The 23,255-nt window shown below is 66.6% G+C and carries 25 protein-coding genes; 12 read left to right on the top strand and 13 right to left on the bottom strand.

The window, feature by feature from the left end; translation table 11 throughout:
- Nucleotides 1–6 precede the first annotated feature (6 nt).
- The 3 genes from LFM09_RS26500 to LFM09_RS26490 are packed head-to-tail and all read left to right on the top strand — an operon-like array spanning nucleotide 7 to nucleotide 3,105.
- Entirely contained in the window at nucleotides 7–825 is an 819-nt protein-coding gene (locus LFM09_RS26500; protein ID WP_414099253.1) for an ABC transporter permease, read from the top strand.
- Nucleotides 822–1,778: an ABC transporter ATP-binding protein gene (locus tag LFM09_RS26495; RefSeq protein ID WP_414099252.1), complete on the top strand. Its 957-nt coding sequence runs from the start codon at nucleotides 822–824 to the stop codon at nucleotides 1,776–1,778. Before LFM09_RS26500 ends, LFM09_RS26495 begins: the two co-directional genes overlap by 4 nt.
- Nucleotides 1,771–3,105 (top strand): GH1 family beta-glucosidase, encoded by a 1,335-nt coding sequence (locus tag LFM09_RS26490; RefSeq protein ID WP_414099251.1) that lies wholly within the window; start codon nucleotides 1,771–1,773, stop codon nucleotides 3,103–3,105. Before LFM09_RS26495 ends, LFM09_RS26490 begins: the two co-directional genes overlap by 8 nt.
- Nucleotides 3,106–3,249: 144 nt before the next feature.
- Here LFM09_RS26490 and LFM09_RS26485 read toward each other — a convergent pair whose 3' ends face one another.
- Nucleotides 3,250–3,540, bottom strand: a complete 291-nt coding sequence (locus tag LFM09_RS26485; RefSeq protein ID WP_414099250.1) for a hypothetical protein — start codon at nucleotides 3,538–3,540, stop codon at nucleotides 3,250–3,252.
- 94 nt (nucleotides 3,541–3,634) lie between these two features.
- Here LFM09_RS26485 and LFM09_RS26480 point away from each other — a divergent pair, with 94 nt between their 5' ends.
- Together LFM09_RS26480 and LFM09_RS26475 are read left to right on the top strand one after the other, a co-directional pair.
- A complete protein-coding gene (locus LFM09_RS26480; RefSeq protein ID WP_414099249.1) occupies nucleotides 3,635–4,885 on the top strand; it encodes a lysine N(6)-hydroxylase/L-ornithine N(5)-oxygenase family protein in 1,251 nt (416 codons plus the stop codon).
- Between the two features lie 27 nt (nucleotides 4,886–4,912).
- Nucleotides 4,913–5,107 carry an MbtH family protein gene (locus tag LFM09_RS26475; RefSeq protein WP_414099344.1) on the top strand — a complete coding sequence of 65 codons (195 nt, stop codon included), beginning with the start codon at nucleotides 4,913–4,915 and terminating at the stop codon, nucleotides 5,105–5,107.
- On the opposite strand, the gene LFM09_RS26470 is transcribed toward LFM09_RS26475, so the two are convergent.
- Both LFM09_RS26470 and LFM09_RS26465 read right to left on the bottom strand, forming a co-directional pair.
- On the bottom strand, nucleotides 5,097–5,387 hold the full coding sequence (locus LFM09_RS26470) for a hypothetical protein (protein ID WP_414099248.1): 291 nt from the start codon (nucleotides 5,385–5,387) through the stop codon (nucleotides 5,097–5,099). The two genes, LFM09_RS26475 and LFM09_RS26470, sit on opposite strands and share 11 nt — an antisense overlap.
- Nucleotides 5,388–5,772: 385 nt before the next feature.
- Entirely contained in the window at nucleotides 5,773–6,591 is an 819-nt protein-coding gene (locus LFM09_RS26465) for a hypothetical protein (RefSeq protein ID WP_414099247.1), read from the bottom strand.
- Nucleotides 6,592–6,655: 64 nt separating this feature from the next.
- Between LFM09_RS26465 and LFM09_RS26460 the strand changes: the two genes are divergently transcribed.
- Genes LFM09_RS26460 through LFM09_RS26450 form a run of 3 tightly spaced genes read left to right on the top strand, consistent with a single transcriptional unit; the run spans nucleotide 6,656 to nucleotide 8,552 of the window.
- Nucleotides 6,656–7,021: a GntR family transcriptional regulator gene (locus LFM09_RS26460; RefSeq protein WP_414099246.1), complete on the top strand. Its 366-nt coding sequence runs from the start codon at nucleotides 6,656–6,658 to the stop codon at nucleotides 7,019–7,021.
- Nucleotides 7,021–7,896, top strand: a complete 876-nt coding sequence (locus LFM09_RS26455) for an ATP-binding cassette domain-containing protein (RefSeq protein ID WP_414099244.1) — start codon at nucleotides 7,021–7,023, stop codon at nucleotides 7,894–7,896. The genes LFM09_RS26460 and LFM09_RS26455 overlap by 1 nt, the downstream gene beginning before the upstream one ends.
- A complete protein-coding gene (locus LFM09_RS26450) occupies nucleotides 7,893–8,552 on the top strand; it encodes a hypothetical protein (RefSeq protein WP_414099243.1) in 660 nt (219 codons plus the stop codon). The genes LFM09_RS26455 and LFM09_RS26450 overlap by 4 nt, the downstream gene beginning before the upstream one ends.
- A gap of 3 nt (nucleotides 8,553–8,555) precedes the next feature.
- On the opposite strand, the gene LFM09_RS26445 is transcribed toward LFM09_RS26450, so the two are convergent.
- The 3 genes from LFM09_RS26445 to LFM09_RS26435 are packed head-to-tail and all read right to left on the bottom strand — an operon-like array spanning nucleotide 8,556 to nucleotide 10,806.
- Nucleotides 8,556–9,521: a LacI family DNA-binding transcriptional regulator gene (locus LFM09_RS26445; RefSeq protein WP_414099241.1), complete on the bottom strand. Its 966-nt coding sequence runs from the start codon at nucleotides 9,519–9,521 to the stop codon at nucleotides 8,556–8,558.
- Between the two features lie 5 nt (nucleotides 9,522–9,526).
- On the bottom strand, nucleotides 9,527–9,973 hold the full coding sequence (locus LFM09_RS26440; protein WP_414099240.1) for a hypothetical protein: 447 nt from the start codon (nucleotides 9,971–9,973) through the stop codon (nucleotides 9,527–9,529).
- The gene (locus LFM09_RS26435) at nucleotides 9,970–10,806 is read right to left on the bottom strand and encodes a DUF1996 domain-containing protein (protein WP_414099239.1); all 837 of its coding nucleotides are present in this window, start codon (nucleotides 10,804–10,806) and stop codon (nucleotides 9,970–9,972) included. The genes LFM09_RS26440 and LFM09_RS26435 overlap by 4 nt, the downstream gene beginning before the upstream one ends.
- A 211-nt stretch (nucleotides 10,807–11,017) precedes the next feature.
- Here LFM09_RS26435 and LFM09_RS26430 point away from each other — a divergent pair, with 211 nt between their 5' ends.
- Nucleotides 11,018–12,721, top strand: a complete 1,704-nt coding sequence (locus tag LFM09_RS26430; protein ID WP_414099238.1) for a discoidin domain-containing protein — start codon at nucleotides 11,018–11,020, stop codon at nucleotides 12,719–12,721.
- Here LFM09_RS26430 and LFM09_RS26425 read toward each other — a convergent pair.
- Both LFM09_RS26425 and LFM09_RS26420 read right to left on the bottom strand, forming a co-directional pair.
- On the bottom strand, nucleotides 12,705–14,630 hold the full coding sequence (locus LFM09_RS26425; protein WP_414099237.1) for an endo-beta-N-acetylglucosaminidase: 1,926 nt from the start codon (nucleotides 14,628–14,630) through the stop codon (nucleotides 12,705–12,707). The two genes, LFM09_RS26430 and LFM09_RS26425, sit on opposite strands and share 17 nt — an antisense overlap.
- Nucleotides 14,631–14,634: 4 nt before the next feature.
- The gene (locus tag LFM09_RS26420) at nucleotides 14,635–15,822 is read right to left on the bottom strand and encodes a CaiB/BaiF CoA transferase family protein (protein ID WP_414099236.1); all 1,188 of its coding nucleotides are present in this window, start codon (nucleotides 15,820–15,822) and stop codon (nucleotides 14,635–14,637) included.
- A 107-nt stretch (nucleotides 15,823–15,929) separates the two neighbouring features.
- Here LFM09_RS26420 and LFM09_RS26415 point away from each other — a divergent pair, with 107 nt between their 5' ends.
- Nucleotides 15,930–16,769, top strand: a complete 840-nt coding sequence (locus tag LFM09_RS26415; protein ID WP_414099235.1) for a dienelactone hydrolase family protein — start codon at nucleotides 15,930–15,932, stop codon at nucleotides 16,767–16,769.
- A 51-nt stretch (nucleotides 16,770–16,820) separates the two neighbouring features.
- Here LFM09_RS26415 and LFM09_RS26410 read toward each other — a convergent pair whose 3' ends face one another.
- Nucleotides 16,821–17,255, bottom strand: coding sequence for a VOC family protein (locus tag LFM09_RS26410; protein ID WP_414099234.1), 435 nt, complete (start codon nucleotides 17,253–17,255; stop codon nucleotides 16,821–16,823).
- A 55-nt stretch (nucleotides 17,256–17,310) separates the two neighbouring features.
- On the opposite strand from LFM09_RS26410, the gene LFM09_RS26405 reads away from it, so the two are divergent.
- The gene (locus LFM09_RS26405; protein ID WP_414099233.1) at nucleotides 17,311–17,946 is read left to right on the top strand and encodes a TetR/AcrR family transcriptional regulator; all 636 of its coding nucleotides are present in this window, start codon (nucleotides 17,311–17,313) and stop codon (nucleotides 17,944–17,946) included.
- Here the strand turns inward: LFM09_RS26405 and LFM09_RS26400 are convergent.
- The 4 genes from LFM09_RS26400 to LFM09_RS26385 all read right to left on the bottom strand — a co-directional run bounded on the left by LFM09_RS26400 (nucleotide 17,937) and on the right by LFM09_RS26385 (nucleotide 22,919).
- Nucleotides 17,937–20,459 (bottom strand): ABC transporter permease, encoded by a 2,523-nt coding sequence (locus tag LFM09_RS26400; RefSeq protein ID WP_414099232.1) that lies wholly within the window; start codon nucleotides 20,457–20,459, stop codon nucleotides 17,937–17,939. The two genes, LFM09_RS26405 and LFM09_RS26400, sit on opposite strands and share 10 nt — an antisense overlap.
- A complete protein-coding gene (locus LFM09_RS26395; protein ID WP_414099231.1) occupies nucleotides 20,452–21,207 on the bottom strand; it encodes an ABC transporter ATP-binding protein in 756 nt (251 codons plus the stop codon). The genes LFM09_RS26400 and LFM09_RS26395 overlap by 8 nt, the downstream gene beginning before the upstream one ends.
- Before the next feature lie 259 nt (nucleotides 21,208–21,466).
- Nucleotides 21,467–21,895: a hypothetical protein gene (locus LFM09_RS26390; protein ID WP_414099230.1), complete on the bottom strand. Its 429-nt coding sequence runs from the start codon at nucleotides 21,893–21,895 to the stop codon at nucleotides 21,467–21,469.
- Between the two features lie 46 nt (nucleotides 21,896–21,941).
- Nucleotides 21,942–22,919, bottom strand: a complete 978-nt coding sequence (locus LFM09_RS26385; RefSeq protein ID WP_414099229.1) for an LLM class flavin-dependent oxidoreductase — start codon at nucleotides 22,917–22,919, stop codon at nucleotides 21,942–21,944.
- A gap of 38 nt (nucleotides 22,920–22,957) precedes the next feature.
- On the opposite strand from LFM09_RS26385, the gene LFM09_RS26380 reads away from it, so the two are divergent.
- Nucleotides 22,958–23,227 carry a GNAT family N-acetyltransferase gene (locus tag LFM09_RS26380; RefSeq protein WP_414099228.1) on the top strand — a complete coding sequence of 90 codons (270 nt, stop codon included), beginning with the start codon at nucleotides 22,958–22,960 and terminating at the stop codon, nucleotides 23,225–23,227.
- Nucleotides 23,228–23,255 lie beyond the last annotated feature (28 nt).

Genomic DNA, 23,255 nt, shown 5'->3' with positions numbered 1-23,255 from the left:
TTCGCGATGAACTTCAAGACTCGGTTGGGCCTGGGGATTCTGGCCTTCTTCGCGCTGATCGCGGTGATCGGGGAGTGGGTCGCGCCGTACGACCCGTCCGCGATGGGTGACGATTTGCTGTCGCCACCGTCGGGCGCGCACTGGTTCGGCACGACGATGACAGGGCAGGACATCTTCTCGCAGGTGCTCGTGGGCACGCGCGGGGTGATGGTGGTCGGGCTCGTTTGCGGTGTGCTCGCGACTTTTCTGTCCATTCTGGTCGGGGTGACCGCCGGGTTCCTCGGCGGGGCGGCCGACGAGGCGTTGTCGATGTTGTCGAACGTCTTCCTGGTGATCCCGGCGCTGCCGCTGATCATCATCGTGGCGTCGATGCTGCCGTCGGCGGATACGGTGCTGATCGCGGCGGTGATCTCGCTGACCGCGTGGGCGTGGGGTGCGCGAGTGCTGCGTGCTCAGACGATGTCGTTGCGGCGGCGTGACTTCGTGGAGGCCGCGCGGGCGTCCGGGGAACGGACCTGGCGGATCATCGTGTTCGAGGTGCTGCCGAATTTGTTGGCTGTCATCGGATCCGGGTTCGTCGGCACGGTGATCTTTGCGGTGATGTTGCAGATCACGCTGTCGTTCGTCGGTGTTGTGTCGTTGTCGACGTGGAACTGGGGAACGATTCTGTTCTGGGCGCAGAGCAATCAGGCGCTTGGGCAGGGTGCTTGGTGGTGGTTCGTGCCGGCTGGGCTGTGCATCGCGCTGCTGGGTACGGCGTTGGCGCTGATCAACTTCGGGATCGATGAGTACGCTAATCCCCGGCTGCGGAAGGTGCGCGCATGAGTCCGGTGCTGGAGATCCGTGATCTCTCGGTGGATTATGGGTCGTTGCGGGCCGTGCACGACGTTTCGCTGACGTTGAACGCCGGTGAGGTGTTGGGGCTGGCTGGGGAGAGCGGCAGCGGTAAGTCCACTTTGGCCTATGCGGCTACTCGGCTGTTGCAGGCTCCTGGGCGGGTGCCGTCCGGGTCTGTGCTGTTCAAGGGGCAGGATCTGCTGGCGTTGTCGGAGCGGCAGCTGCAGGTGTTGCGGTGGAGTGAGATCGCGATCGTGTTCCAAGGGGCTATGAACGCCCTGAACCCGGTGATCTCGGTCGGTACGCAGATTGATGACGTGCTTCGCACGCATCGGCCGGCGATGTCTCGGGCTCAGCGGACCGATCGTGGGCGTGAGTTGTTGTCGTTGGTGGGGATTCCGGTCGATCGGTTGCGGTCGTATCCGCATCAGCTGTCTGGGGGGATGCGGCAGCGGGTGATGATCGCGATGGCGCTCGCGCTGGAGCCGGAGATCGTCATCATGGACGAGCCGACCACCGCGCTGGATGTTGTGGTGCAGCGGCAGATTCTTGGGCAGATGATGCGGTTGCGGGAGACGCTCGGGTTCTCGGTCATCTTCATCACGCACGACATCTCGTTGCTGGTCGAGTTCTCGGACCGCATTGCGATCATGTATGGCGGGCGGGTGGTTGAAGAGGCGCCTGCTGGGGAGATTTATCGGGCTGCTAAACACCCGTACAGCAAGGGGTTGTTGGGGTCGTTTCCGGCGTTGCGCGGCCCTCGCCGTGAGCTGAAGGGGATTCCTGGGTCGCCGCCGGATCTGCGCTCTATGCCGACAGGGTGCCCGTTCCACCCGCGGTGCCCGTCGGCGATGGATGTTTGTGGGGAGCGGATGCCGGCGCTGGAGTCGGTCGAAGAACAGCGCCGGGTGGCGTGCTGGTTGGAGGACGTGCGTGTCTGACGTGACTGCCGGGCTGCCGGCCGACTTCTTCTGGGGCGTGGCGACGTCCGCGTACCAGATCGAGGGCGCGTACGACGAGGACGGGCGGACGTTGTCCATTTGGGACACGTTCTCCCGGCGGCCCGGTGCTGTGGCGAACGGCGAGAACGGCGACGTGGCTTGCGATCACTATCACCGCATGCCGTCCGACGTGGCGATGATTGCGCGGCTGGGGGTCGACAAGTACCGGTTCTCGGTCTCGTGGCCGCGGGTGCAGCCCGGTGGGCGTGGGCCGGTCAACGCCAAGGGGATGGACTTCTACTCGCGGCTTGTCGATGAGCTGCTGGAGAAGGGGGTTGACCCTTGGTTGACGTTGTACCACTGGGATTTGCCGCAGGAGCTCGAGGATGCTGGTGGGTGGCCTCATCGGGACACGGCCTATCGATTTGCGGAGTTCGCTGGGGTGGTGCACGACGCTCTTGGGGACCGTGTGCCTACTTGGACCACGTTGAACGAACCCTGGTGTTCGGCGATGCTCGGGTATGACACCGGGCGGCATGCGCCTGGGCGTAAGAACTTTGGTGAGGCCATGCGGGCCACCCACCACCTGCTGTTGGCGCATGGGCTGGCTGTGCAGGAGCTTCGGGCGCGTGGGGTTGCGTCGTTGGGGATCACGTTGAACATGGGCACGCACTCTCCCGCTTCGGATGATCCGCGGGATGTTGATGCGGCTCGTCGGGCCGACGGCTTTGGCACGCGGATCTACATGGACCCGTTGGTGCATGGGCGGTACCCGGAGGATGTGCTCGTCGACATTGCTGCTCGTGGGGCGGAGATTCCCGTGCGGTCCGGGGACTTGGAGATCATCTCTACGCCGATTGACGTGGTGGGGGTGAACTACTACACCTCGCACGTTCACAAGGCGACTGATGATGCTGGGGCTTCGGAGGTCGTGTCTCAGGGGCGTCCTGTTACCGCGATGGGGTGGGAGATCGTTCCGGAGGGGTTCACTGCGTTGCTGTTGCGGTTGCAGCAGGACTACGGGGTGCCGATGGTGATCACTGAGAACGGGGCTGCGTTCGACGACCTGGATGTTGAGGACGGGTTCGTTGCTGATGTTGATCGGGTTGAGTATCTGAGGTCGCATGTTGCGGCTGTTGCCGCTGCTGTTCGGGGTGGGGCGGATGTTCGCGGGTACCTGGCCTGGTCGTTGATGGACAACTTCGAGTGGGGTTACGGGTACGACAAGCGGTTTGGGATTGTTCGGGTTGACTATGTGACTCAGGAGCGGACTCTGAAGCAGAGTGCTCAGTGGTATCGGGAGCTGATCGCTCAGGCTCGGAGGTAGGCCGCCTGGCGGCGGGCGCGCGGGTTGGTCGGGTCGTCCCCCTGGTGCGTTGGCGGGCGGCGGTTTGTTGTCCGTAGGTGGTCCCGTTGCGTGCTTTTCCGGCGGTTGCTTTCTGGGGCGCCGCCCCAGACCCCGCCAATCTGATCAAAGACCGGCCAGCGCCACGCGCAGGCTGATGGCACGCCTGTTGCTCAGGGCGGCTTGCTGTTGCGTAGGTGCTTGCGGTGGTGACGGGACCACGCCACCCGGTCCGTAAGGGAAGGACGGCTCGCCTTCGTCATCGCGTAAGAGCGGTGGGCTCACCCGGCGCGGCAGGGCGGTGCGCGGCAGGGCGGTGCGCGGCAGGGCGGTGCGCGGCAGGGCGGTGCGCGGCAGGGCGGTGCGCGGCAGGGCGGCTCGGCTTCGCCTTCGCTTGAGGCCTGCTTGAGCAGGCATCAGCGACGTGGATCACGTCCGAATGTACTAGCTAAGGCATGCCTTAGTTAAGTTAGGGTTACTTTAGACCTGGGAGTGCCACGAGAGGACCGCGATGGAACCGGTGTTAGACCTGGCCGGAATCGGCTTCGGGCCGTCCAACCTCGCTCTCGCCATCGCGGTGGATGAAGAGGAAAGGCCTGTTCAGGCGCGGTTCTTTGAGCGGCAGGCGCGGTTCGGGTGGCATCGGGGGATGTTGCTGGAAGACGCGACTATGCAGGTGTCGTTCCTCAAGGATTTGGTCACGCTGCGCAACCCGACCAGCGCGTTCAGCTTCCTTTGTTATTTGAAGGAACGTGGGCGGTTGATCGACTTTGTCAACCACAAGAACCTGTTTCCGCTGCGCAAGGAGTTCCACGACTACTTCGAGTGGGCTGCCGAGCGGGTTGCTGGTCAGGTTTCGTACGGGGCTGAGGTTCGCGGGATTCGTACGGAGGGTGACGGGTTCGAGCTTGCCGTGGGGGATGAGGCGGTTCGGGCTCGGAACGTTGTGCTGGCCACCGGGTTGGAGGCCAACCTGCCTGAGGGGGTCGAGGCGGGGGAGCGGATCTGGCACAACCGGGATCTGTTGCATCGGGTTGAGGGGCTTGAGGATCCCCGGCACGTTGTGGTGGTGGGGGCCGGGCAGAGTGCGGCTGAGGCTGTGGCGTTCTTCCACGACCGGTTCCCCGAGGCTGAGGTGCACGGGGTTTTTGCGCGGTACGGGTACAGCCCGGCTGACGACAGCTCGTTTGCCAACCGGATCTTTGACCCGGAGGCGGTGGACGAGTTCTATCGGGCGCCGGAGGATGTCAAGCGGAAGTTGATGGGGTACCACGCGAACACGAACTATGGCGTGGTTGACCAGGACTTGATCGAGGAGCTGTACCGGCGGGTGTATCGGGAGAAGGTGATTGGGCGGCAGAGGTTGTTGCTGCACAACACTTCGCGGCTTACCGATGTCAACGCGGACGGCAAGTGTGTGATCGAGTCGTTGGCTGATGGTGGGCGGTTGCCGATCGATGCTGACGTGATCGTTTATGCGACTGGGTACCGGCCTGCTGATCCTGTTCGGGTGTTGGGGGACCTGGCTCTGCACTGTGAGCGGGATGAGTTGGGGCGGTTGAAGGTTACGCGTGACTATCGGGTGGTCACCGGGCCTGAGGTTCGGGGTGGGATCTACCTGCAGGGTGGGACTGAGCACACGCACGGGATCACGTCGTCGTTGTTGTCCAACACGGCTGTGCGGGTGGGGGAGATTCTTGACTCGATTTTGCGGGCGCCTCGGGCTGTTGTTGAGCCGAAGCTTGCTGCGCGTGTTGGTTAGGTGAAGAGAGAGTTTGAGGAGCTGGAGATGACCAACCCGTTCGAGGACCCGCAGGGGCGCTTCTTCGTGCTGGTGAACGGAGAGCAGCAGCACTCGTTGTGGCCCGTGTTCGCGGATGTGCCTGCCGGGTGGACGAAGGTGTTCGGGGAGGAGAGCCGGGAGGCTTGCCTTGCGTACGTTGAGGAGCACTGGACGGACATGCGGCCGCTGTCTATCCGGTGAGGTAGTCGGCGAAGGTTCTGGTGCCTACCGCGCGGGTGGGAGTCAGGTTGCCGCCTGCTCGGTAGGCGCGGTAGGTCGCGCCGGGGACCTTCATGGGGATCAGGGTTCGGCGTTTTCCTGTTGCGGCCAGGTAGGTGCGCGCCAGGTCGGTGGCCTCGCGGATTTCTGGGCCGCCTAGCTCGGGGGCTGTGCCTGCTGGGGCCGATTGGGCGAGGGTGGCGAGCTCTATGGCTACTTCTGCCTCGTCTATCGGTTGGAAGCGGAAGCCTGGTACGAGCATGAGCGGGAGCCTTGAGAGGTTGTCGAACATGCGGCGTAGCAGGGAGTGGAACTGGGTGGCGCGCAGGATGGTGTGGGGGACGCCGGAGTTGGTGATGAGGCGTTCGGCGGCCAGTTTTGTTTGTAGTAGGGGAGAGGGACTTGGTCGCAGCCCACGATCGAGATGTAGACGAGGTGCGCCGGGCGGGCTGCCAGTACGGCGCGGGCCATGGTCACCTCGTGGCGGAACGAGGTTGCGCAGTGGATGACCACGTCGGCGCGGAGTGCGCCTAAGCCCTTGTTGCGCAACAGGTCTGTGCCGGTTGAGCGGGAGACGGACTTTGCGCCGGGGAGGGCGGCTACCACGTGGCGGCCCAAGGAGCCGGTGCCGCCGGTGACGACGTAGGTCATGCGGTCACCTCGGCACGGTAGTAGTGGGCCAGCACGACGGTTCCCGTTACTGCGGCCGTTGCGCTGATGATCAGGCCCGCTTGGGAGAGGCCGCTCATGCCTGCGCCTTCGCCTACCAGCTTGATGCCTATCCAGGCTGCGACGATCGGGTTGACGACGGTTTGGCCGGCCACGACGAGGTCGGGTGGGCCTGCTGCGTAGCCGAGTTGGATGAACCAGGCGCCTACCAGGAAGGTGGCTATCAGGCCTGCCAGGGAGATCCATTCGATCTCGGGCAGGGCGGTGGTCACGTCGCGGACCAGGACGGCCACCAGGCCGTAGGCGATGCCTGCGCCGATTGCCAGGGCCAGGGCTCGTACTGCGCCCGTTTGGAACGTTGCCACGACTGTGCAGACGAGTACGCCTGCGGCGACCAGTTGGCCTGCCTGTAAGGCGACTTTGGGGGAGATCTCGGTGGGGACCGCTTGGCCTGCCGTGATGGAGACGAAGACGACGATGCCGGCGGTGGCGACCAGGACTGCTACTGCCAGGAGACCGGTCAGGCGGTGGGCTCTGGCCACCGCGATGATCGGGATGGCCAGGGCGTTGAGTGGTGCCACGACTGAGACCGGGGCCAGAGCCAGGGCTACTACCTGCAGGATCGCGCAGGCGAACAGGATCAGGAAGCCGTAGACCCAGCGGCGGGACGTGACCAGGCGGTGGGCCGAGGTCAGTTTCAGGTTCGGGGTTTCGCGGACGCCGGCGTGCTGCAGCAAGGCGCCGAGCGCGCTGCACCCGGCGGCAAGTACCGCGCACAGGATCGCGAGCCCGACCACGTGTGAATCGTACCCCGGCACTGCTATGGTTCATTACATGAGTAATGAACCAAGGAAGTGAGTCGTGTTCGACGACCGGAGCCCGATCTACCGGCAGATCGCCGACCGGATCAAGGCGGACGTGCTCAGCGGGGCGTTGAAGGCGGATGAGCAGGTCATGTCGACCAACCAGTACGCCGCCTACTACCGGATCAACCCGGCCACCGCGGCGAAGGCCTTTGCGCAGCTGGTGGACGAGCAGGTGCTCTACAAGAAGAGGGGGATCGGGATGTTCGTGAGCACCAAGGCTCGCGACATGCTGCGGGCGCAGGGGCGGGAGACCTTCTTCGGGGAGGTCGTGGACGCGATGGTCGCGGAGGCGCGGGCAATCGGGATTCCGTTGGCGGACGTCATTCGACGGATCGAGCAGCACGAGAGCGGGGACGTGTGATGCGCGTTGACGTGCAGGGTCTGACCGTGCGCTACGGATCTGTCACGGCTGTCGACGACATGAGCTTTTCCCTGAGCGGTAACAAGATTTACGGACTGCTGGGGCGCAACGGGTCCGGCAAGACCAGCTTGATGTCGGCGCTCGCGGGGTATCGGCGGCCGATCGGGACGGTGATGCTGAACGGGGCGCCGGTGTTCGAGAACGCCTCGGTGATGCGGGACGTGTGTCTCGTGCGGCATTCGGCTGACGCGGCGGACAAGGGTGACAAAGTCTCGTACGTCCTTGAGTACGGCAAGGCGTGGCGGGACACGTGGGACGACGTTCATGCGCGCGAGTTGGCGGAGCTGTTCAAGATTCCGTTGAAGACCAAGGTCGGCGAGCTGTCGCTGGGGCAGCGGTCGGCGTTGGGGGTCGTGATCGGGCTGGCCAGCCGGTCGCCGTTGACGATGCTGGACGAGTCGCACCTCGGCATGGACACGCCGACGCGGTACGCGTTCTACGACGCGTTGCTCAACGACTTCATGGCGCACCCGCGGACGATCATCATCTCCACGCACCTGATCGAGGAACTGGCCTCGTTGCTGGAGGAGGCCGTGATCATCGACAACGGCCGCCTGGTGTTGCAGGAGGAGGCGGACGTGCTGCGGTCGCGTGGCACTGAGGTGACCGGGAACGCCGCGGAGGTGGACGAGTTCACCGCCGGGCTGACCGTGTTGAGCACGAAGTCGTTGGGGCGGGTGAAGGCCGCGATGGTCTACGGCGCGCTCGACGACTCGCAGTTGATCCGTGCTCGCCAGCTCGGGCTGGAGCTCGGGCCGATCGCGTTGCAGGACCTGTTCGTGCACCTGACCGAGCCCGTCGGAGGCCTGCGGTGAAGATCTTCCGGCACCTGACGGTGTCGCTGGTGTCGTTCGGCGCGGCCGTTGCCGCCTGCGTCTTCGTGGCTGTGCTGGCGGCCACGTTCAGCTTCTCGGCGTTCGGCGACATCGCGATCAGCTGGTGGATGCTGGTCACAGTCCAGATCGCGCGGTGGTTCGTGCTGTTCGTTGGTGTGTACGTGATCCACAACGTGCTGCCGATCGCGATCGCGCACGGCCGCACGCGCCGTGAGTTCCTGGGGGCGGCGACCGGGTTCAGCGCGGTCTTCGCGCTGGCGATGACTCTGTTGACCTGGCTCGGGTTCCTCATCGAGGGCAGCATCTTCAGCCTGATGGACTGGCGGTCGATGGGGCACGGGTCGGTGCTCTCGTACTTCCTGATGTTCCTGGTGTGGTGCGCGGTCGGCATGTTCTTCGCCGCGGCGTTCGACCGGTGGGGGTACGTCGGGTTGCTCGCGCTGCCGGTCGGTCTCGCGTTCGCGTTGGTACCCGGGATCACGATGCCCGGTACCGGGGACATGCCGCTCATCCGGAACGCGCCGGAGCTGCTCGGCGACGGCTGGCACGTGGTGTCGCTGGGTGCGTGGGCGGTCGTGATGGCCATGACGTGGGCCATCGCGCGGGAGATACCGGTTCGCACGAAGGTCGGATGAGCCTCACGACCCGCGGATGACGAGTGAGGGCTCGAAGATGACGGAGGTGACCGGGGCGTCCTCGGTGATCTGCCTGATCAGCTGGCGGGCCATCTCCGCGGCCATGTCGGTGATCGGTTGACGGACGGTCGTGAGCTCGGGTTCGCACGTCAGCGCGGCGCTGCTGTCGTCGAACCCGACGATCGCCACGTCGTCGGGGACTTTGCGGCCGTGTCGGTGGAGTACGGGAATCGCGCCGTTGGCCATCAGGTCGGAAGTGATGAACACGCCGTCGACGTCGGGGCAGGTGCTGATCAGGTCCTCCATCGCGGTGGCGCCGGACTGGCCGGTGAAGTCGCCGTGCACGACGACCGCGTCCGGTACCTCCGCGAGGAAGCCGGCGAGCCGGTCCTGGCCGGCCGGGGTGTCCTGAGGGCCGGTGATCGTGGCGATCCTGGTGCGTCCCAAGGATTTGAGGCGTTGGGCCGCGAGTGCGGCGCCTGCGGTCTGGTTCACGTCGACATACGTGATCGGCACCGGTTGCAGGGGCCGGCCCGCGAGCACCACCGGCAGCCCGGCCGCGATGAGCCGGCCGGGCACCGGATCCGCCGGATCGGTGTGCACGAGGATCACGCCGTCCAGCCGGCCGCGCCGCAGGTCGCTCAACGCCTGCTCGCGCGTACCGGGACCGGTCATCATCAGCACGAGGTGGATGCCGAGCGGCCGGACCACGCGGGTCACGCCGCTGACGACGCTCGCCAGGTGCGGGTCGCCGAGCATCCGGCGTTCGTCGGGCAGCACCAGGCCGATCGCGTGGGCGCGTCGCGTGACCAACGAGCGGGCGGCGATGTTCGGCAGGTAACCCGTGCTGGAGATGGCTTTCTCGACCGCGTGCCGGAGTGACTCGTCGACCGTGCAGGCGCCGTTGACGACCCTGGACGCGGTCGCGCGGGACACGCCGGCGACGCGGGCCACCTCCTCCGGCGTCACCCGCTTCACCCGGCCGCCAGTTCCGCCGTGCGGTGGCGTTCCATCAGCGCGACGACCTCGGCCGTCGGCTGGTGCGTGATCGCCGTGCGGGCCGAGCGGACGACCTCCAGCGACTCGGTGAGGTGGGCGTGCACGAACTGCCGCAACGCTTCGGGGCTGGTGGAGGCGAGTTGGATCTCCGCATCCGTTGGCATGCCGGGCATGTCGTGGCCGGCGTGGTTGTTCACGTAGGGCGCGTCGAGCAGTTTCCGCAGCTCGGCCAGCTCGGTGTTCCGGTTCGCTTTGACGTCGGACTTGTCGGTGAGCTCGAGCAGCTTGAGTGCTTGCTCGTCGGTGGCGATGGCCAGTTCGACGAACGCGCGTTCCGTTGTGCCGTAACCGTTATGCGCTGGGGGTGGAGGCGGTTCCTGCTGGCAGGCGCTGAGAACGCCTGCCAGCAGGAGCACGGTCACCCGTGGTTGCCGGCGTGATCGCACTTCAGCACCACGTTGATGCAGTTGCGGACGCGGCGCTCCATTTCGTTGCGCGGCCACACGTTGAAGAAGTCGCCGTGCATGGTTTGACCTGTGCCGGACGAGAGCCTCATGCCCGCCGTGCTGCCGCTGACGGGATAGCGCAGGACCATTCGCAGCTTCGGGACCGGAACCGGGTGGCTGCTCGGGCATCCACCGGCCACGGGGTAGGACATGTGCGACTTGTGGTCGGCCGAGTCGAGGTTGCGGCCGTCCCAGCACTGCGGGAAGTCCAGGTAGGTCTCCAGCATCGTGCCGGCCGGGCACTCCACGAAGTTCTTCGACGGGTTGACGTGACCCGCGTGCAGGCACGACCAGCGCGCGATGCTGTCGTGGTCACCGGTGGCTTTCGCGTTGCCCGCCACGATCTTCAGCCCGTACGGCGTCGGCTGGATCGCGGCCGGGTTGTTCACGCCCTCGCCGAGGTAGTAGAAGGTGATCCCGGTCGGGGCGATCGCGGTGTTGTTCCGGTACAGCGTCGGCACCCAGTACGAGGAGATGTCCGAGGCCGGGTCGCAGTTCCCGGTCGCGCCTTCGAGGGACTGCTGGGTGGACCGGGCGTTCGTCGAGTGGTTGCCGAAGAAGTCGTGCAGGTGCGAGGCACCGGCCAGGTTCGGCAGGACGATCGGGTCGTCGGGCAGGCGGTGGCTGAGCTTGCAGTCCGCGACGAACTCGGCGACGCGGACGGGTTCTCCTTGTGCCGCAACGGGAACGCTGAGCACGCTCGCGACGAGCGCGACTGTGGCGGCGATGTGTGAAGCAGGCTTCCTCATTGAAGCTTTCCTCTCCGCAGCAGGATTGGGAGAGCGCTCTCACGCAAATCGAGCATGACGCAGTTCGCAACAGGGCGTCAATCCGCAAGAAACGTTCAGAAGTCCCGGTTTTCTTGACACCGCGTGCCGGGAGCCCTGACTCTCGGAGGTGAACTCCTGTCTCAGAGAGCGCTCTCTCGCCGTCCCGTTCTCCAGCTACAGGAGCATCCCCATGTCAGGAAGGCTTCAACGCGGAAGACTCCCTCTCATCGTCGCGGCGATGGTCGCGGCCGCTCTCATCACCCCGGCGCACGCCGCTGGTCCGTTGCTCTCCCAAGGCCGTCCTGTCACGGCCTCCACCAGCGAGAACGCCGTCTTCACCGCGGCCGCGGCCGTCGACGGCGACCTCGGCACGCGCTGGTCCAGCGAGTTCCGCGACCCCCAGTGGATTCAGATCGACCTCGGTTCGTCAGCACGCGTGGACCAGGTGACCCTCGCGTGGGAAACCGCGCACGGCAAGGCGTTCAGCCTCAAGATCTCCCCGGACGGCAACACCTGGCACGACCTGCACAGCACAACAACAGGGCCAGGCGGCACACAGACGCTCGCGGTGAACGGGACCGGCCGGTACGTGCGGCTGGACCTGACCGAGCGTGCGACCCAGTGGGGCTACTCGCTGTGGGAGTTCCAGGTGTTCGGCACGCGTGACGGCGGCAACGCGGAAACCCTGCTTTCCTACGGAAGACAGGGCGCGGCGTCCACCTCGCAGGACGACGTGAACTGCGGGCAGTGCGTCCCGGCCAAGGCGTTCGACCGCGATCCCGCGACCCGCTGGGCCACGAGCTCGACGACCGGCTGGGTCGATCCCGGCTGGATCTCCGTCGACCTCGGCGCGCCCGCGACGATCTCCAAGGTCGTGTTGCAGTGGGACCCGGCCTATGCGACGGCCTACGAACTGGAAGTTTCGGACGACAACGCGAACTGGCGCGAGATCTACGCGACGACCACCGGCCGCGGCTTCAAGGAGACGCTGACGGTCAGCGGCACCGGCCGGTACGTCCGGATGTTCGGCACGGCCAGGTCGAACGGCTACGGCTACTCGTTGTGGGAGTTCCAGGTCTACGGCACCGGGGGCAACCCGACGCCCGCTCCGCCGCTGCCGCCGAACCCGGCGTTCCCCGGCCGGCTGGTGTGGTCCGACGAGTTCAACGCGCCCGCGGGCACCGGGCCGGACGCCGCGAAGTGGCAGCCGGAGATCGGGCCGGGCGTGAACAACGAACTTCAGTACTACACGAACAACAACAACGCCCGGCACGACGGCAACGGCAACCTGGTGCTGCAGGCGCGCCGGGAAGTCACGCCCGGCGGCGCGTGCCCGGTGGACCCGGTCAGCGGCAGCACGACCTGCCAGTACACGTCGGCGAGGCTGAACACCTACGGCAAGTTCACCTTCACCTACGGCCGGGTCGAGGCGCGGATCAAGGTGTCGTCGACGCAGGGGTTGTGGCCGGCGTTCTGGATGCTGGGCGCGGACTTCTTCGACAAGCGCACGCCGTGGCCCGCGTGCGGCGAGATCGACATCATGGAACACGTCGGCAAGGAGCCGAACCGGGTGTACTCGACGTTGCACGCGCCCCAGTACTTCGGCGCGGGCGGCCACGGGTCACCGCTCGAGCTCGGCCAGCCGGCGTCCTCGGCGTTCCGGACCTTCGCCGTCGAGTGGGACTCCAGCCACATGACGTTCAGCGTGGACGGCAACAGGTTCTTCACCGTCGACCGCAACGAGCTGGAGACCACCCGCGGTCCGTGGGTGTACGACCACCCGTTCTTCCTCATCATCAACAACGCGGTCGGCGGTGACTGGCCCGGCCCGCCGGGGGCCGGGACGCAGCTGCCGCAGGACATGGTGCTGGACTACGTCAGGGTGTACCAGTGATCGAGACCCGGGCCGGCGGTGAGACGTCGAACGCCTCGGTGACCGCCTCGACCTCGATCTGCGCGGTTTCCCCTGCACCCAACGGGATCGCGGGCACGAAGTACGCGTCGTTCGTCGTGCCGCCGAGGAAGATCCGCGCGGAACCGGTCCACTTGTAGACCCGGTACTGCCGGACGGCGCCGGGCGAGCGCGTCCAGGTGAGTCGTGCCGACACGGTGGTCGTGTTGGTGCGGCTCACCTGTTCGACCCGCACGTTCGACGGGGCGACCGGTGAGGTCATGACCGGGTCCAGCACGCCGATCCGGCCGATCGAGGCCGTGACGGGACCGCCGGGCAGCACCCGCAGCGAGATCTCGGTCAGCGTCGCGCCGGAGTGCTCGCCGAGCGGGAACACGCTGCGCCGCCACGCACCGGACACTCCGCCGAGGTCCAGGACCTTCTCCGTGGTACCGATCCGCAGCACCGCCTGCAGCCGCGACGGGCCGACGCCGGTGCGGTGCACGATCTCGAACTGGGTGTTGCCGGTCAGCTTCAGCGATGTCGCGAACAGGCGGACGTCGTTGGCGGACAGGGGAGTGCCGGTGATCTTCAGCGCGGTGCCGCCGTCGTACGGGTCGTCCCAGTCGAGCGACGGGGTCACTTTCGTGCCGGTGCCGGTGACGCTCCACCGCCACGTCGGCAGGACGTCCTGCAGCGACAGGTTGTTCCACGCCTGGGTCGAGCGCACCGCGCCGCCGATCGCGAACTTGCGGCCGTGCCCGGTGTTGAAGTTCGTGACGAACGGCAGCGAGGTGATCGGCGTCAGCTCGGTGATGTAGTGGGCGACGCCCTTCCAGTTCGCCGTCGTGGTGGTGTTCGCCGGGTCGCCGTTCTGGCCGACCCAGAACCTGTTGTCGCGGGCGTAGAAGTCGGCCGGGCTGGTGGACGACTTGAACGTCCACTCGGGACGGTAGAAGCCGAGTGACGTCGTGTGCGGCTTGCCCTCGGGGAAGACGGAGGCCCAGCCGATGTTGGTGTTGTAACCGTTGGCCTCGACGTCCACACCGGACGCCAGGTCGTACGGGCTGCGACCCATCTGCGTGGCCATCGCGGCGGAGTTCGCCAGACCCTGGGTGCTCCACCAGAAGTTCAGGAACATCTCGTCGGACTGCTCGAAGAACATCTTGTTCCGCGCGGTCAGGGCGTTCTGCCAGGACACGCTGCCGGAGTCGGTCATCGCGTCGTACCAGATGACCCGCAGCCCGCTCTTCTTCATGTAGACGATGAAGTCGCGCATGTCGTTCGCGAGCTGGGTGTTGCCGCCGGCGGTCTCCTGGTTGAGGAACCAGCCGTCGAACCCGTAGTGCCGCGCGACCTGGATCATCTTGTCCGCCACCGGGAACCGGTCGCCCTCGCGCTTGACGAAGTCGCGGACCCACTGGATCTGGCCGCCGTACGCGGTCGGCGGGAGGAACACGTTGCCGATCACGCGCACGCCGTTGCGGTGCGCGGCGTCGGTGACGGTCGGGTTCGGTGCGAGGATCAGGCCCTCGGACGCGGAACCACCCCAGAACACCAGTTCGTCGATGTACTGCCAGTAGTTCGTGGCGTAGTAGTTCATGTCCAGCGAGCCCTGCGCCGGGTTGTTGCTCGTCGGCGCGTACGCCACCAACGCCTGCACGCGCGCCTCGTTGGGATGCGCGTGCGCGTTGGCCGGTCTGGCCGGAACGACGCGCTTCGCCAGCGGCACCGTGCTGCGGTTGTACTTGGCGTCCCGGTCCGTCGCCGGATCCCAGTTCAGGATAGTGGCCGGGTGCCAGTACGACGCGTACGGCTGAGCGACTTCGGCGGCTGAGGCAGGGGTCTCGGACAGCAGACTGGTCAAAGCCGCCGTCGAGCTCAGCACGAGGAACTGTCTCCGAGTGGGCACGCGATCACCCTTGTGCTCCAGTCGATTCGCCGCATACCGCCTCTACGGTGACTCCATCGGACGACAATTCGCTGATCTGCTGCGCTGTGTAACCGAGTTCCGTCAACAGCTCGGTGTTGTGCTCGCCGAGGCGCGGTGCATGCCGCCGAACGGACGCAGGAGTTGCCGAGAACCGGACCGGCGACGGGACAACGCGGACAGTGCCCTCGGTGGGGTGCTCCGCGGTGTCCAAACGAGACACCACGTCCTGCAGGCCGGCCACGCGACCGAACGGGATGCTGTACCGGGAACACAGCTCCTCCCACTCGTCCGTCGTCCGTTCCAGCGCGAGCTCCGCCATCAGGTCGTAGAACTCCTCGAAGTGCTCGTACAACGAGTCGGGGGAGTCGAACCTCGGATCCACCGCCAGGTCCGGTCGTCCGGCAACGGTGAAGAAGTCCGCGACGTTGCGCGCGCCGTAGGTGGCGATGCAGGCGTAACCGTCCTTGGTGCGGACCGCGCGGTGGTTCGGCTGCAGTGACCGCGCGAAGCCGAACGGGCCGTGCGGCGGCACGAAGGTCTCGCCGCCCAGGTGTTCGAGGAGGTTGAACGCCAGCATGGTGTCGGTCATCGGAACCTCGATGTGCTGGCCGAGCCCGGAGCGTTCCCGGTGCATCAACGCGGCCAGCACCGAGTACGCGATCGTCAGCGAGCTGACCTTGTCCGCGAGCACGGTCGGCACGTAGTCCGGCGTGCCCGTGGCCCGCATCATCAGGTCCACGGTCCCGGACGCGCCCTGCACGATCTCGTCGTACGCGGCGCGGTCCCGCAGCTCACCCGAGAATCCCTGCGCCTGGCAGTAAACGAGCCGGTCGTGCCTGATCGACTCGTAGTCGAGCCCGAGCCGTTCGAGCGCCTGAGGCCGCAGGTTGGTCACGAGCACGTCGGCCGTCGCCACGAGGTCGCGGAAGATCTTCTTCCCGCGTTCATCCTTCAGATCAACTGCGATGGAGCGCTTGTTGCGGTTGAGCGCGAGGGTCAGCGAACTCATGCCGACGTGCTTGTACGGAGGTGGCACCCGCAACGAGTCGCCGGACGGGGACTCGACCTTCACGACGTCGGCACCGAGGTCACCGAGGATCTGCGTTGCGTACGGCCCCATGACGACTGTCGAAAAATCGATAACACGGATCCCGTGAAGAGCACCATCCATGTGGCCGAACCCTACTTCGGCTACTGGGCGGTAACGTAATACCGCTGTAACACTGCCTTCTGGCAGCAATTGGTAACCACCCTGCAACCAATTGAGGTGACATCGTCGTGCGCATCAAAGGCGTGCTTGCGGCGCTCATCCTGGCGCTGATCTCTGCCACCGCCCCCGCTGTCGCTTCCGCGGCGGCCAACCCCTACGAACGCGGCCCGGCACCCACGGCCGCCTCCGTCGAAGCCTCGCGCGGCACGTTCGCGGTGACTTCGGCGGCCATCGCCCGTCAGTCGAACTTCGGCGGCGGCACCATCTACACCCCGACCAGTGACCTCACGTTCGGAGCGGTAGCCATCTCACCGGGCTTCACCGCGACCCAGTCGTCCGTCGCGCACTTCGGTCCGCGACTGGCGTCCTACGGGTTCGTGGTGATCACGATCAACACCCTGTCCGGCTGGGACGACCCGGACAGCCGGGGCCGCCAGCTCCTCGCGGCCCTCGACTACGCGGTGCGAACGAACCCCCGCGTCGACGCCTCGCGCCTCGCCGTGATGGGCCACTCGATGGGCGGCGGCGGAGCGTTGCGCGCCGCCACCAGCCGTCCCGCGCTGCAGGCCGCGATCCCGCTGGCCGGCTGGCACACCACGAAGAGCTGGCCCGGCGTCCAGGCACCGACCCTGGTGCTCGGAGGCCAGAGCGACCCGACCGCCCCCAACTCCCAGCACTCGACGCCGTTCTACAACTCCATGACGGCCGCCTCCGACAAGGCGTTCCTGGAGTTGCGCGGCGGCGACCACTCCGACCCGCGCAGCGACAACATCACGGTCCGCAAGTACACCCTGTCGTGGCTGAAGAGGTTCGTGGACAACGACGTCCGCTACGACCAGTTCCTCTGCCCGGCCCCGGCACCGAACACGCTCATCTCGGCCTACCGGGACACCTGTCCGCACGCCTGACCGCTGATCGGGTTGCTGTGCCGGAGCGCGACGGCCTGGCACAGCAACCCGTCACGACTCCCTGGTGAACGGACGCGGCATGCCCTCCGGCACCTCCAGCGGGGTCGTGTAGAAGCGGACCTCGTGACCGTCCGGGTCGTGCACACCGGGCAACACCCAGCCGACCGGCGTCCTGAAGACAGGACCGTGCTCGACACCGCGCTCGGTGAGGTGCGCCGCGAGTGCCTCGATGGCCTCCTCGCCCGGTACGCCGATGGCGAAGTAGTCGAACCCGGCCGCGACGGCCGCGAGCTCGGGGTTCAGTCTCAGTGCCAGCGGCGGCCCGCCTCTGGCGTGATCCATGGACACGCCCATCCGCACTCCCTGCTCGACGAAGTTCACCATCAGCTCGTAGCCGAGGTTCGTCGTGTACCAGTCCAGCGACTTGTCCAGGTCGGACACGGGGAGCTTCAGGTGGTGGATGCCGTCCAGCAGCGGCGCGCTCATGATCGTTACCTCCTGGTTGCAGTGAGACTGCACTTATGCAGTTAGACTGCAACATGTGCCAGAGGACGTCAACAGGGATTTGCGAGCGGCGCGCCGGGCGGACACCGAGGTCCGGATCATCGAGGCGGCCACCGAGCTGTTCACCGAACGCGGCTACGTCGCCACGACGCTCACCGACGTGGCGAAACACGCGGGTGTGGGTGCTCGCACGGTGTACGTGCGGTTCGACTCGAAGGCCGCGTTGCTGCAGCGCTGCCTGGACGTGGCGATCGCGGGGGACTACCACCGCGTGGCCGTGCCCGACCGGGACTGGTTCCAGAAGGCGATGAACGCGCCGACGGCCGAGGAGCGGATCGCGCGCATGGCCGCGATCGGCGCGCAGTTGATGGACCGCACGGGAGCGTTGCTGAAGGTGTCACAGCAGGCGGAGGCGCTCGAGCCCGAGATCGCCGAACGTGCCCAGGCGGCCCGCGAAATGACACATCAGGCCATCGGCGGCTTCTTCCGGAAGCTGGCCGCCGATGGCCTGATCTCAGAGACGAACGTGGACTGGGTCGCGCAGACGGGCGCGGTGCTCGGTCAGGCCGAGACCTACCTGCTGCTCACCAAGACCACAGAGCTGACGATCGAGTCCTACGAGTCGTGGCTGGTTGATACCTGGACACGACTCGTAGGAGGCACTCACTCGTAGGCGATCGCGTCCAGGACGTTGAGCCGTGCCGCGCGGATCGCGGGCAGGATCGCCGCGATCACACCGACGACCGCGGCCACCACCAGGTACTGGACCATGGTGACCCAGGGGAACCCGAGATCCGAGATGCCCTGGTCCTTCAACGCCTGCACGGTCGCGACGCCCAGCGCGAGACCGACCGCGAGGCCGAGCACCGCGCCGAACACCGAGATCACCACCGACTCGACGGTGATCATCCGCATCACCTGCGACCGCCGCATGCCGATGGCCCGCAGCAGACCCAGCTCGCGGGTCCGCTCGATCACCGACAGCGCCAGCGTGTTGATGACACCGAGGACCGCGATCAGGATCGCCAGCGCCAGCAGGATCTGGATCATCAGGAGGACCGTGTCGAACTGCGAGGTCGTCTGCTTCACGAACGCGCTGCGGTCCTGCACCGTGATCTCGGGGTTGTCCGCGAACAGCGGTTCGACGCGCTTCTGCACGTCCGCCGCCGACGTTCCCGGCTTCACCTGCACGAACGCCTGGCCGATGCCGTCGGACCGGAACTGGGCACCCGCCGACTCGGGCAGCACCAGCGCGCCCTGCAGCACCTGGGACTTGGCCCAGATGAAGCCGACGGTGTACGTCTTCGGCTCGCTCGCCTTGGCCAGCTGGAGCGTCACCTTGGTGCCGACCGTCCAGCCCTTCTCGGCGGCCTGACCCTCCGACAGCGCCAGCTGGTCGTCGCGCAGCGGTGCGATCTCACCGGAGAACGACTTGAGGCCGAACATCTCCTTCATCGCCGGCACGTCCGAGACGGCGACCGCGAACAGCTGGTCCTCGCCCTGCAGCACGCCGTCCGACGACCAGCCGAACGCCGAGCTGACGCCGTCGGTCTGCTCGACCTTGGTGAGCACGTCCGGCTTGAACGTCGCCGGCATGCCCTCCATCTGGCCCTCGCCGGAGATGATCAGGTCGGTCTGCAGCTGCCCGGCGGCGAGCTTCTCGATCGACTTGGTCGCCGACGTCAGCACCACGCTCACGCCGGTGATCAGCGAGATGCCGACCATCAGCGCGGCCGCGGTGATCGCGGTCCGGCGCGGGTTGCGGGCGGAGTTCCTGCGCCCCAACAGACCCGGCATCGACCACGACAGCAGGCGGCCGATCAGCGACACCATCGGTTTGGACAGCATCGGGGTCAGCAGCGCGACACCGATGAACGCCACGAGGATGCCGCCGAAGATCAGTGGCAGCGACGTCTGCTGGAAGCCGAAGCCCAGTCCCGTGCCGCCGAGAGCGACGACCGCCGCACCGATGAGCGTGATCTTCGTCAGCGGCCGGTCCGGCGTCGCCGCCTCGCGCATCGCCGCGACCGGCGCGATCCGCGACGCCCGCAGCGCCGGCATGACCGCCGCGATCACGGTGACGATCATGCCCACCGCGAACGACGAGATGATCGCCGAGAGAGGCACGCCGATGCCCGCCAGGTGCAGGTTGCCGCCGCCGACCGTGCTGAAGATGTTGGCCAGCAACGCTCCCACGCCGATACCGGCGCCGAGTCCGACGATCGAGGCGATCAGGCCGATCACCAACGCCTCCAGCACCACGGACCCGATGACCTGGCCGCGTGAGGCGCCCATCGACCGCAGCAGTGCCAACTCACGCGTGCGCTGGGCGACGATGATGGAGAACGTGTTGAGGATGATGAAGATGCCGACGAACAACGCGATGCCGGCGAACCCGAGCAGCACGTAGTTGAAGAACTTCAAGCCCTCGTTGATCTGGTCGGCCTGCTCCTTCGCCAGCACCGCACCGGTCTTCACCTCGTAACCGGAGCCCATCTTGGCCGCGACGGCGTCGCGCAACGCGTCGTCCGTCGTGCCCTGAGCCGCCGTCACGGTGACGCCGGAGAACACGTTCTTCTGGCCCAGCAACAACTGCTGCGCGACCGGCTCGGTGAACGCCACCGACAGCTCGCCGCCCAGCGAGTCACGGCCGCCCGCGTACTCGAAGATGCCGCTGATCTTGAAGTTCTTCTTGGGCTCCAACGTGAGCAGCGAGATCTCGTCGCCCACCTTGAACCCGCCGGTGGTCGCGAGGAACGCGCCGACCGCGACCTCGCCCTCGGCCTGGGGCGCCTTGCCGTCCCGGATCTTCTCCTGGCCGGTGCCCGTCCAGTTGAAGCCGATGCGCGGCGCGCCCGACGTCGTCATGACCTTGCCGTTCTTGCCGATCGGCCGCGCGGAACCCTGCACGTCACCGACGGCCGACGCCACGCCCGGCACCGACTTCACGTCGGCGATGGCCTGGGGCGTCAGCGGTTGCGGCTCCTTGCCCTTCTCCGCGTTAGGTGCCACCGAAACGTCCACATTGGCGAATGCCGACGAGAACAGATCGGTGAACGACCGCTGCAGCGTGTCGGTCAGCACGAACGAACCGGACACGAACATCACGCCCAGCACGACCGCGAGCGCGGACAGCACCAGCCGGAGCTTGCGCGACAGCAAGCTCTTGATAGTCGCCTTAAACATGCGGCACCGCGACGTCGTCGAGGTGCTTCATCGTGTCGAGAACCTCCTCGGACGACGGCGACAGCAGCTCGCGGACGACGTGGCCGTCCTTGAGGAAGATGACGCGGTCGGCGTACGAGGCGGCGTTCGGGTCGTGCGTGACCATCACGATCGTCTGCCCGAACTCACGGGCGGACCGCTGCAGGAAGCCCAGAACCTCCGCGCCGGACTGCGAGTCCAGGTTGCCGGTCGGCTCGTCCGCGAACACGACATCAGGGCGCGACACCAGCGCACGCGCGCACGCCACGCGCTGCTGCTGACCGCCTGACAGCTGCGTCGGCCGGTGGGTCAGCCTGTCCCTCAGACCCACCGTGTCGACGACAACGTCGAACCAGGCCTTGTCGACCTTCTTGCCACCGATCGCCAGCGGCAGCGTGATGTTCTCCTCGGCTGTCAGCGTCGGCAGCAGGTTGAACTGCTGGAAGATGAAGCCGACCTTGTCCCGCCGCAGCTCGGTGAGCCCGCGGTCCTTGAGCCCGGTGACCTTCGTGTCCCCGATCCACACCTCGCCGCGGGTGACGTCGTCGAGCCCCGCGAGGCAGTGCATCAACGTCGACTTGCCCGACCCCGACGGCCCCATGATCGCCGTGAACCTGGACCTGTCCAGTTCGACGCTCACCCCCGCGAGCGCGGTCACGGCGGCGTCGCCGGACCCGTATTCCTTCCACACGTCGACGGCTCTCGCCGCGACTCCATCGGACGCGCTCACTCTGTGTCCCCTCCTGTGGGTCTTGTGCGCACCATCTTCGGCGACACGACCGCACCGAAGGGTCAGGTTCTCCCCTGAGAGAACCCTGAAACCCAGTGTCCCCTGCCCCCGAGAAAACACGCTGAGAAACCTCTCAGCTTCGGTGCGTACGCGTCAGCACACGGCTCGAGGGGAACGGTATTTCACTGCTGTGACTGAGTCTTCAGCCTAAGGAGAACGATCGCGACAACTTCCGTCGCGATCAGAGGAGCATCAGTCCTCAATGGATTCCAACGGATGTGGGCTGCACCACGCGAAGCCCTGCTTTGGCCGCGTTTTCGGTGAGCCACGTGACGAGTCCGTCACCGTACGCGCTTGCCGGTCGCACCCAGTCGTTCATGCGGCGGGCGAAAGGCGCGTTGAACGCGATCACGTCGTCCAGCAGGAGCACCGGGTCTTCTTCGGTGGAGACGTCCCGGAAACCACCGAAGAAGACCCGACTCGCACCCAACTCACGGGCTTTGTCCGCCACCCCGAAGAAAGCCGACCCGCGCCCGTGAGCGCGCACCACCAACTGGTGCGCACGGAAGTCGGTGTCGAGGAACTCATCGGCGTACGTGCCGTCATCGGCCAGCACCAGCACGTTCGTGCCGCCGGGGAGCGCCCCGACCTGCCCAGGATGCGTGATGCCGATGACGGTGATGCCCACGACGATCATCCTGCCGCGCCTGTGTTAACCCTTGGCAGCGCTGGCGTTAAACAAGTTTCGGCAACACCTCGGCACCGAAGAGCCGGATCGTCTCGATGACCGACTCGTGCGGCATGCCCCCGATGTCGACCATCACGAGGTGCGTGTCGATGGACAGGTGCTCCGCCAACGCGTTCAGCCGCGCCGCCACCTCGTCCGGCGTTCCGCACACCGCCGCGCCGTCCATGATCGCGTCCACGTCGATGTCGCCGTCCCCGCGCCACGGGTCGGCGAACCGCGCGTACTCCGCGAGATGCGGCCGCCACCGTGCGCGCGCGTCCTCCTGAGCCACGAACACGTGACTGGGGACGCCGACCCGTCCGCTGGGGAACCGCTCCCGGTACCGCTGCACGACGTCCGAGTAGATCGACGGATCCCGCAGGGTCGACGGCAGCATCAGCGGCATCTCCAGCTCGGCGCCCAGATCCGCCGACACCGCGGACCCCGACCCGATCCACACCGTCGGCCGCGGCGCCTGCACCGGCCGCGGGGTCGTGGTCACGTGGGTCAGCGGCCCGCGGAACCGGCCGTCCCAGCTCACCTCGGGCTCTTCCAGCAACTTGATGAGCAGCCGCAGGTGTTCCTCGAACCGCGCCCGCAGCTCGCCCGGCTGCACCCCGAACGCCGCGTCGGTCTGCTGGTCGACGCCGCGTGCCACGATCAGCTCGGCCCGGCCGTTCGACAGGACGTCCAACGTGGCCAGCGCCTCGGCGACCAGCACGGGGTCGCGGTGGGCGAGCAGGGTGACCCCGGTCGAGAGCCGCAACGTGGACGTCCGCGCCGCGACCGCCGCCAGCAGCAGCTCGGGCGCGGACACGATGTAGCGGGTGAAGTGGTGCTCGCCGATCGCGACGCCCGCGAACCCCGACTCCTCGGCCACCACCGCCTGCTCGACCATCGCGCGCAACCGGTCGGCCTGGGGGACCTCCTCGCCCGTGCACGGGTTGGGCAGGTGGTCACCCAGGATCAGGAGGTAGACGTCCATGAGCGACATTTTCCATCCGTCCGGGGCAAGATGGTTGCATGGTCATCAACAACGAGGCCGAGAGCCGCTACGAGGTCCACGTCGACGGTGCGGTCGCCGGCTTCCTGGAGTACCGGACCATCGGTGACGTCATCGCGCTGGTGCACACCGAGGTCGACGAGGCCTACGCCGGTCAGGGCCTCGGCGGGCAGCTCGCCAAGTTCGCGCTCGACGACGCGAAGGCCCGTGATATCAAGATCTCGCCGCTTTGCCCGTTTGTGGCGAAGTACATCGACAAGCACCCGGAATACCGTGTTACTGTCCGGTAATAGTTGCCATCGCTAACAATGAGGTGAG

This window comes from Lentzea alba (genome assembly GCF_047445655.1).
GTDB lineage: Bacteria > Actinomycetota > Actinomycetes > Mycobacteriales > Pseudonocardiaceae > Lentzea > Lentzea alba_A.
This window is presented reverse-complemented; position numbering and strand designations above follow the sequence as displayed.

Coding starts and splice junctions, on each gene's coding strand:
- LFM09_RS26500 (WP_414099253.1), top strand. CDS start 7: ATGAACTTCAAGACTCGGTTGGGCCTGGGGATTCTGGCCTTCTTCGCG.
- LFM09_RS26495 (WP_414099252.1), top strand. CDS start 822: ATGAGTCCGGTGCTGGAGATCCGTGATCTCTCGGTGGATTATGGGTCG.
- LFM09_RS26485 (WP_414099250.1), bottom strand. CDS start 3,540: ATGCCTGCTCAAGCAGGCCTCAAGCGAAGGCGAAGCCGAGCCGCCCTG.
- LFM09_RS26480 (WP_414099249.1), top strand. CDS start 3,635: ATGGAACCGGTGTTAGACCTGGCCGGAATCGGCTTCGGGCCGTCCAAC.
- LFM09_RS26475 (WP_414099344.1), top strand. CDS start 4,913: ATGACCAACCCGTTCGAGGACCCGCAGGGGCGCTTCTTCGTGCTGGTG.
- LFM09_RS26470 (WP_414099248.1), bottom strand. CDS start 5,387: ATGCTCGTACCAGGCTTCCGCTTCCAACCGATAGACGAGGCAGAAGTA.
- LFM09_RS26455 (WP_414099244.1), top strand. CDS start 7,021: ATGCGCGTTGACGTGCAGGGTCTGACCGTGCGCTACGGATCTGTCACG.
- LFM09_RS26435 (WP_414099239.1), bottom strand. CDS start 10,806: ATGAGGAAGCCTGCTTCACACATCGCCGCCACAGTCGCGCTCGTCGCG.
- LFM09_RS26430 (WP_414099238.1), top strand. CDS start 11,018: ATGTCAGGAAGGCTTCAACGCGGAAGACTCCCTCTCATCGTCGCGGCG.
- LFM09_RS26420 (WP_414099236.1), bottom strand. CDS start 15,822: ATGGATGGTGCTCTTCACGGGATCCGTGTTATCGATTTTTCGACAGTC.
- LFM09_RS26410 (WP_414099234.1), bottom strand. CDS start 17,255: ATGAGCGCGCCGCTGCTGGACGGCATCCACCACCTGAAGCTCCCCGTG.
- LFM09_RS26400 (WP_414099232.1), bottom strand. CDS start 20,459: ATGTTTAAGGCGACTATCAAGAGCTTGCTGTCGCGCAAGCTCCGGCTG.
- LFM09_RS26385 (WP_414099229.1), bottom strand. CDS start 22,919: ATGGACGTCTACCTCCTGATCCTGGGTGACCACCTGCCCAACCCGTGC.
- LFM09_RS26380 (WP_414099228.1), top strand. CDS start 22,958: ATGGTCATCAACAACGAGGCCGAGAGCCGCTACGAGGTCCACGTCGAC.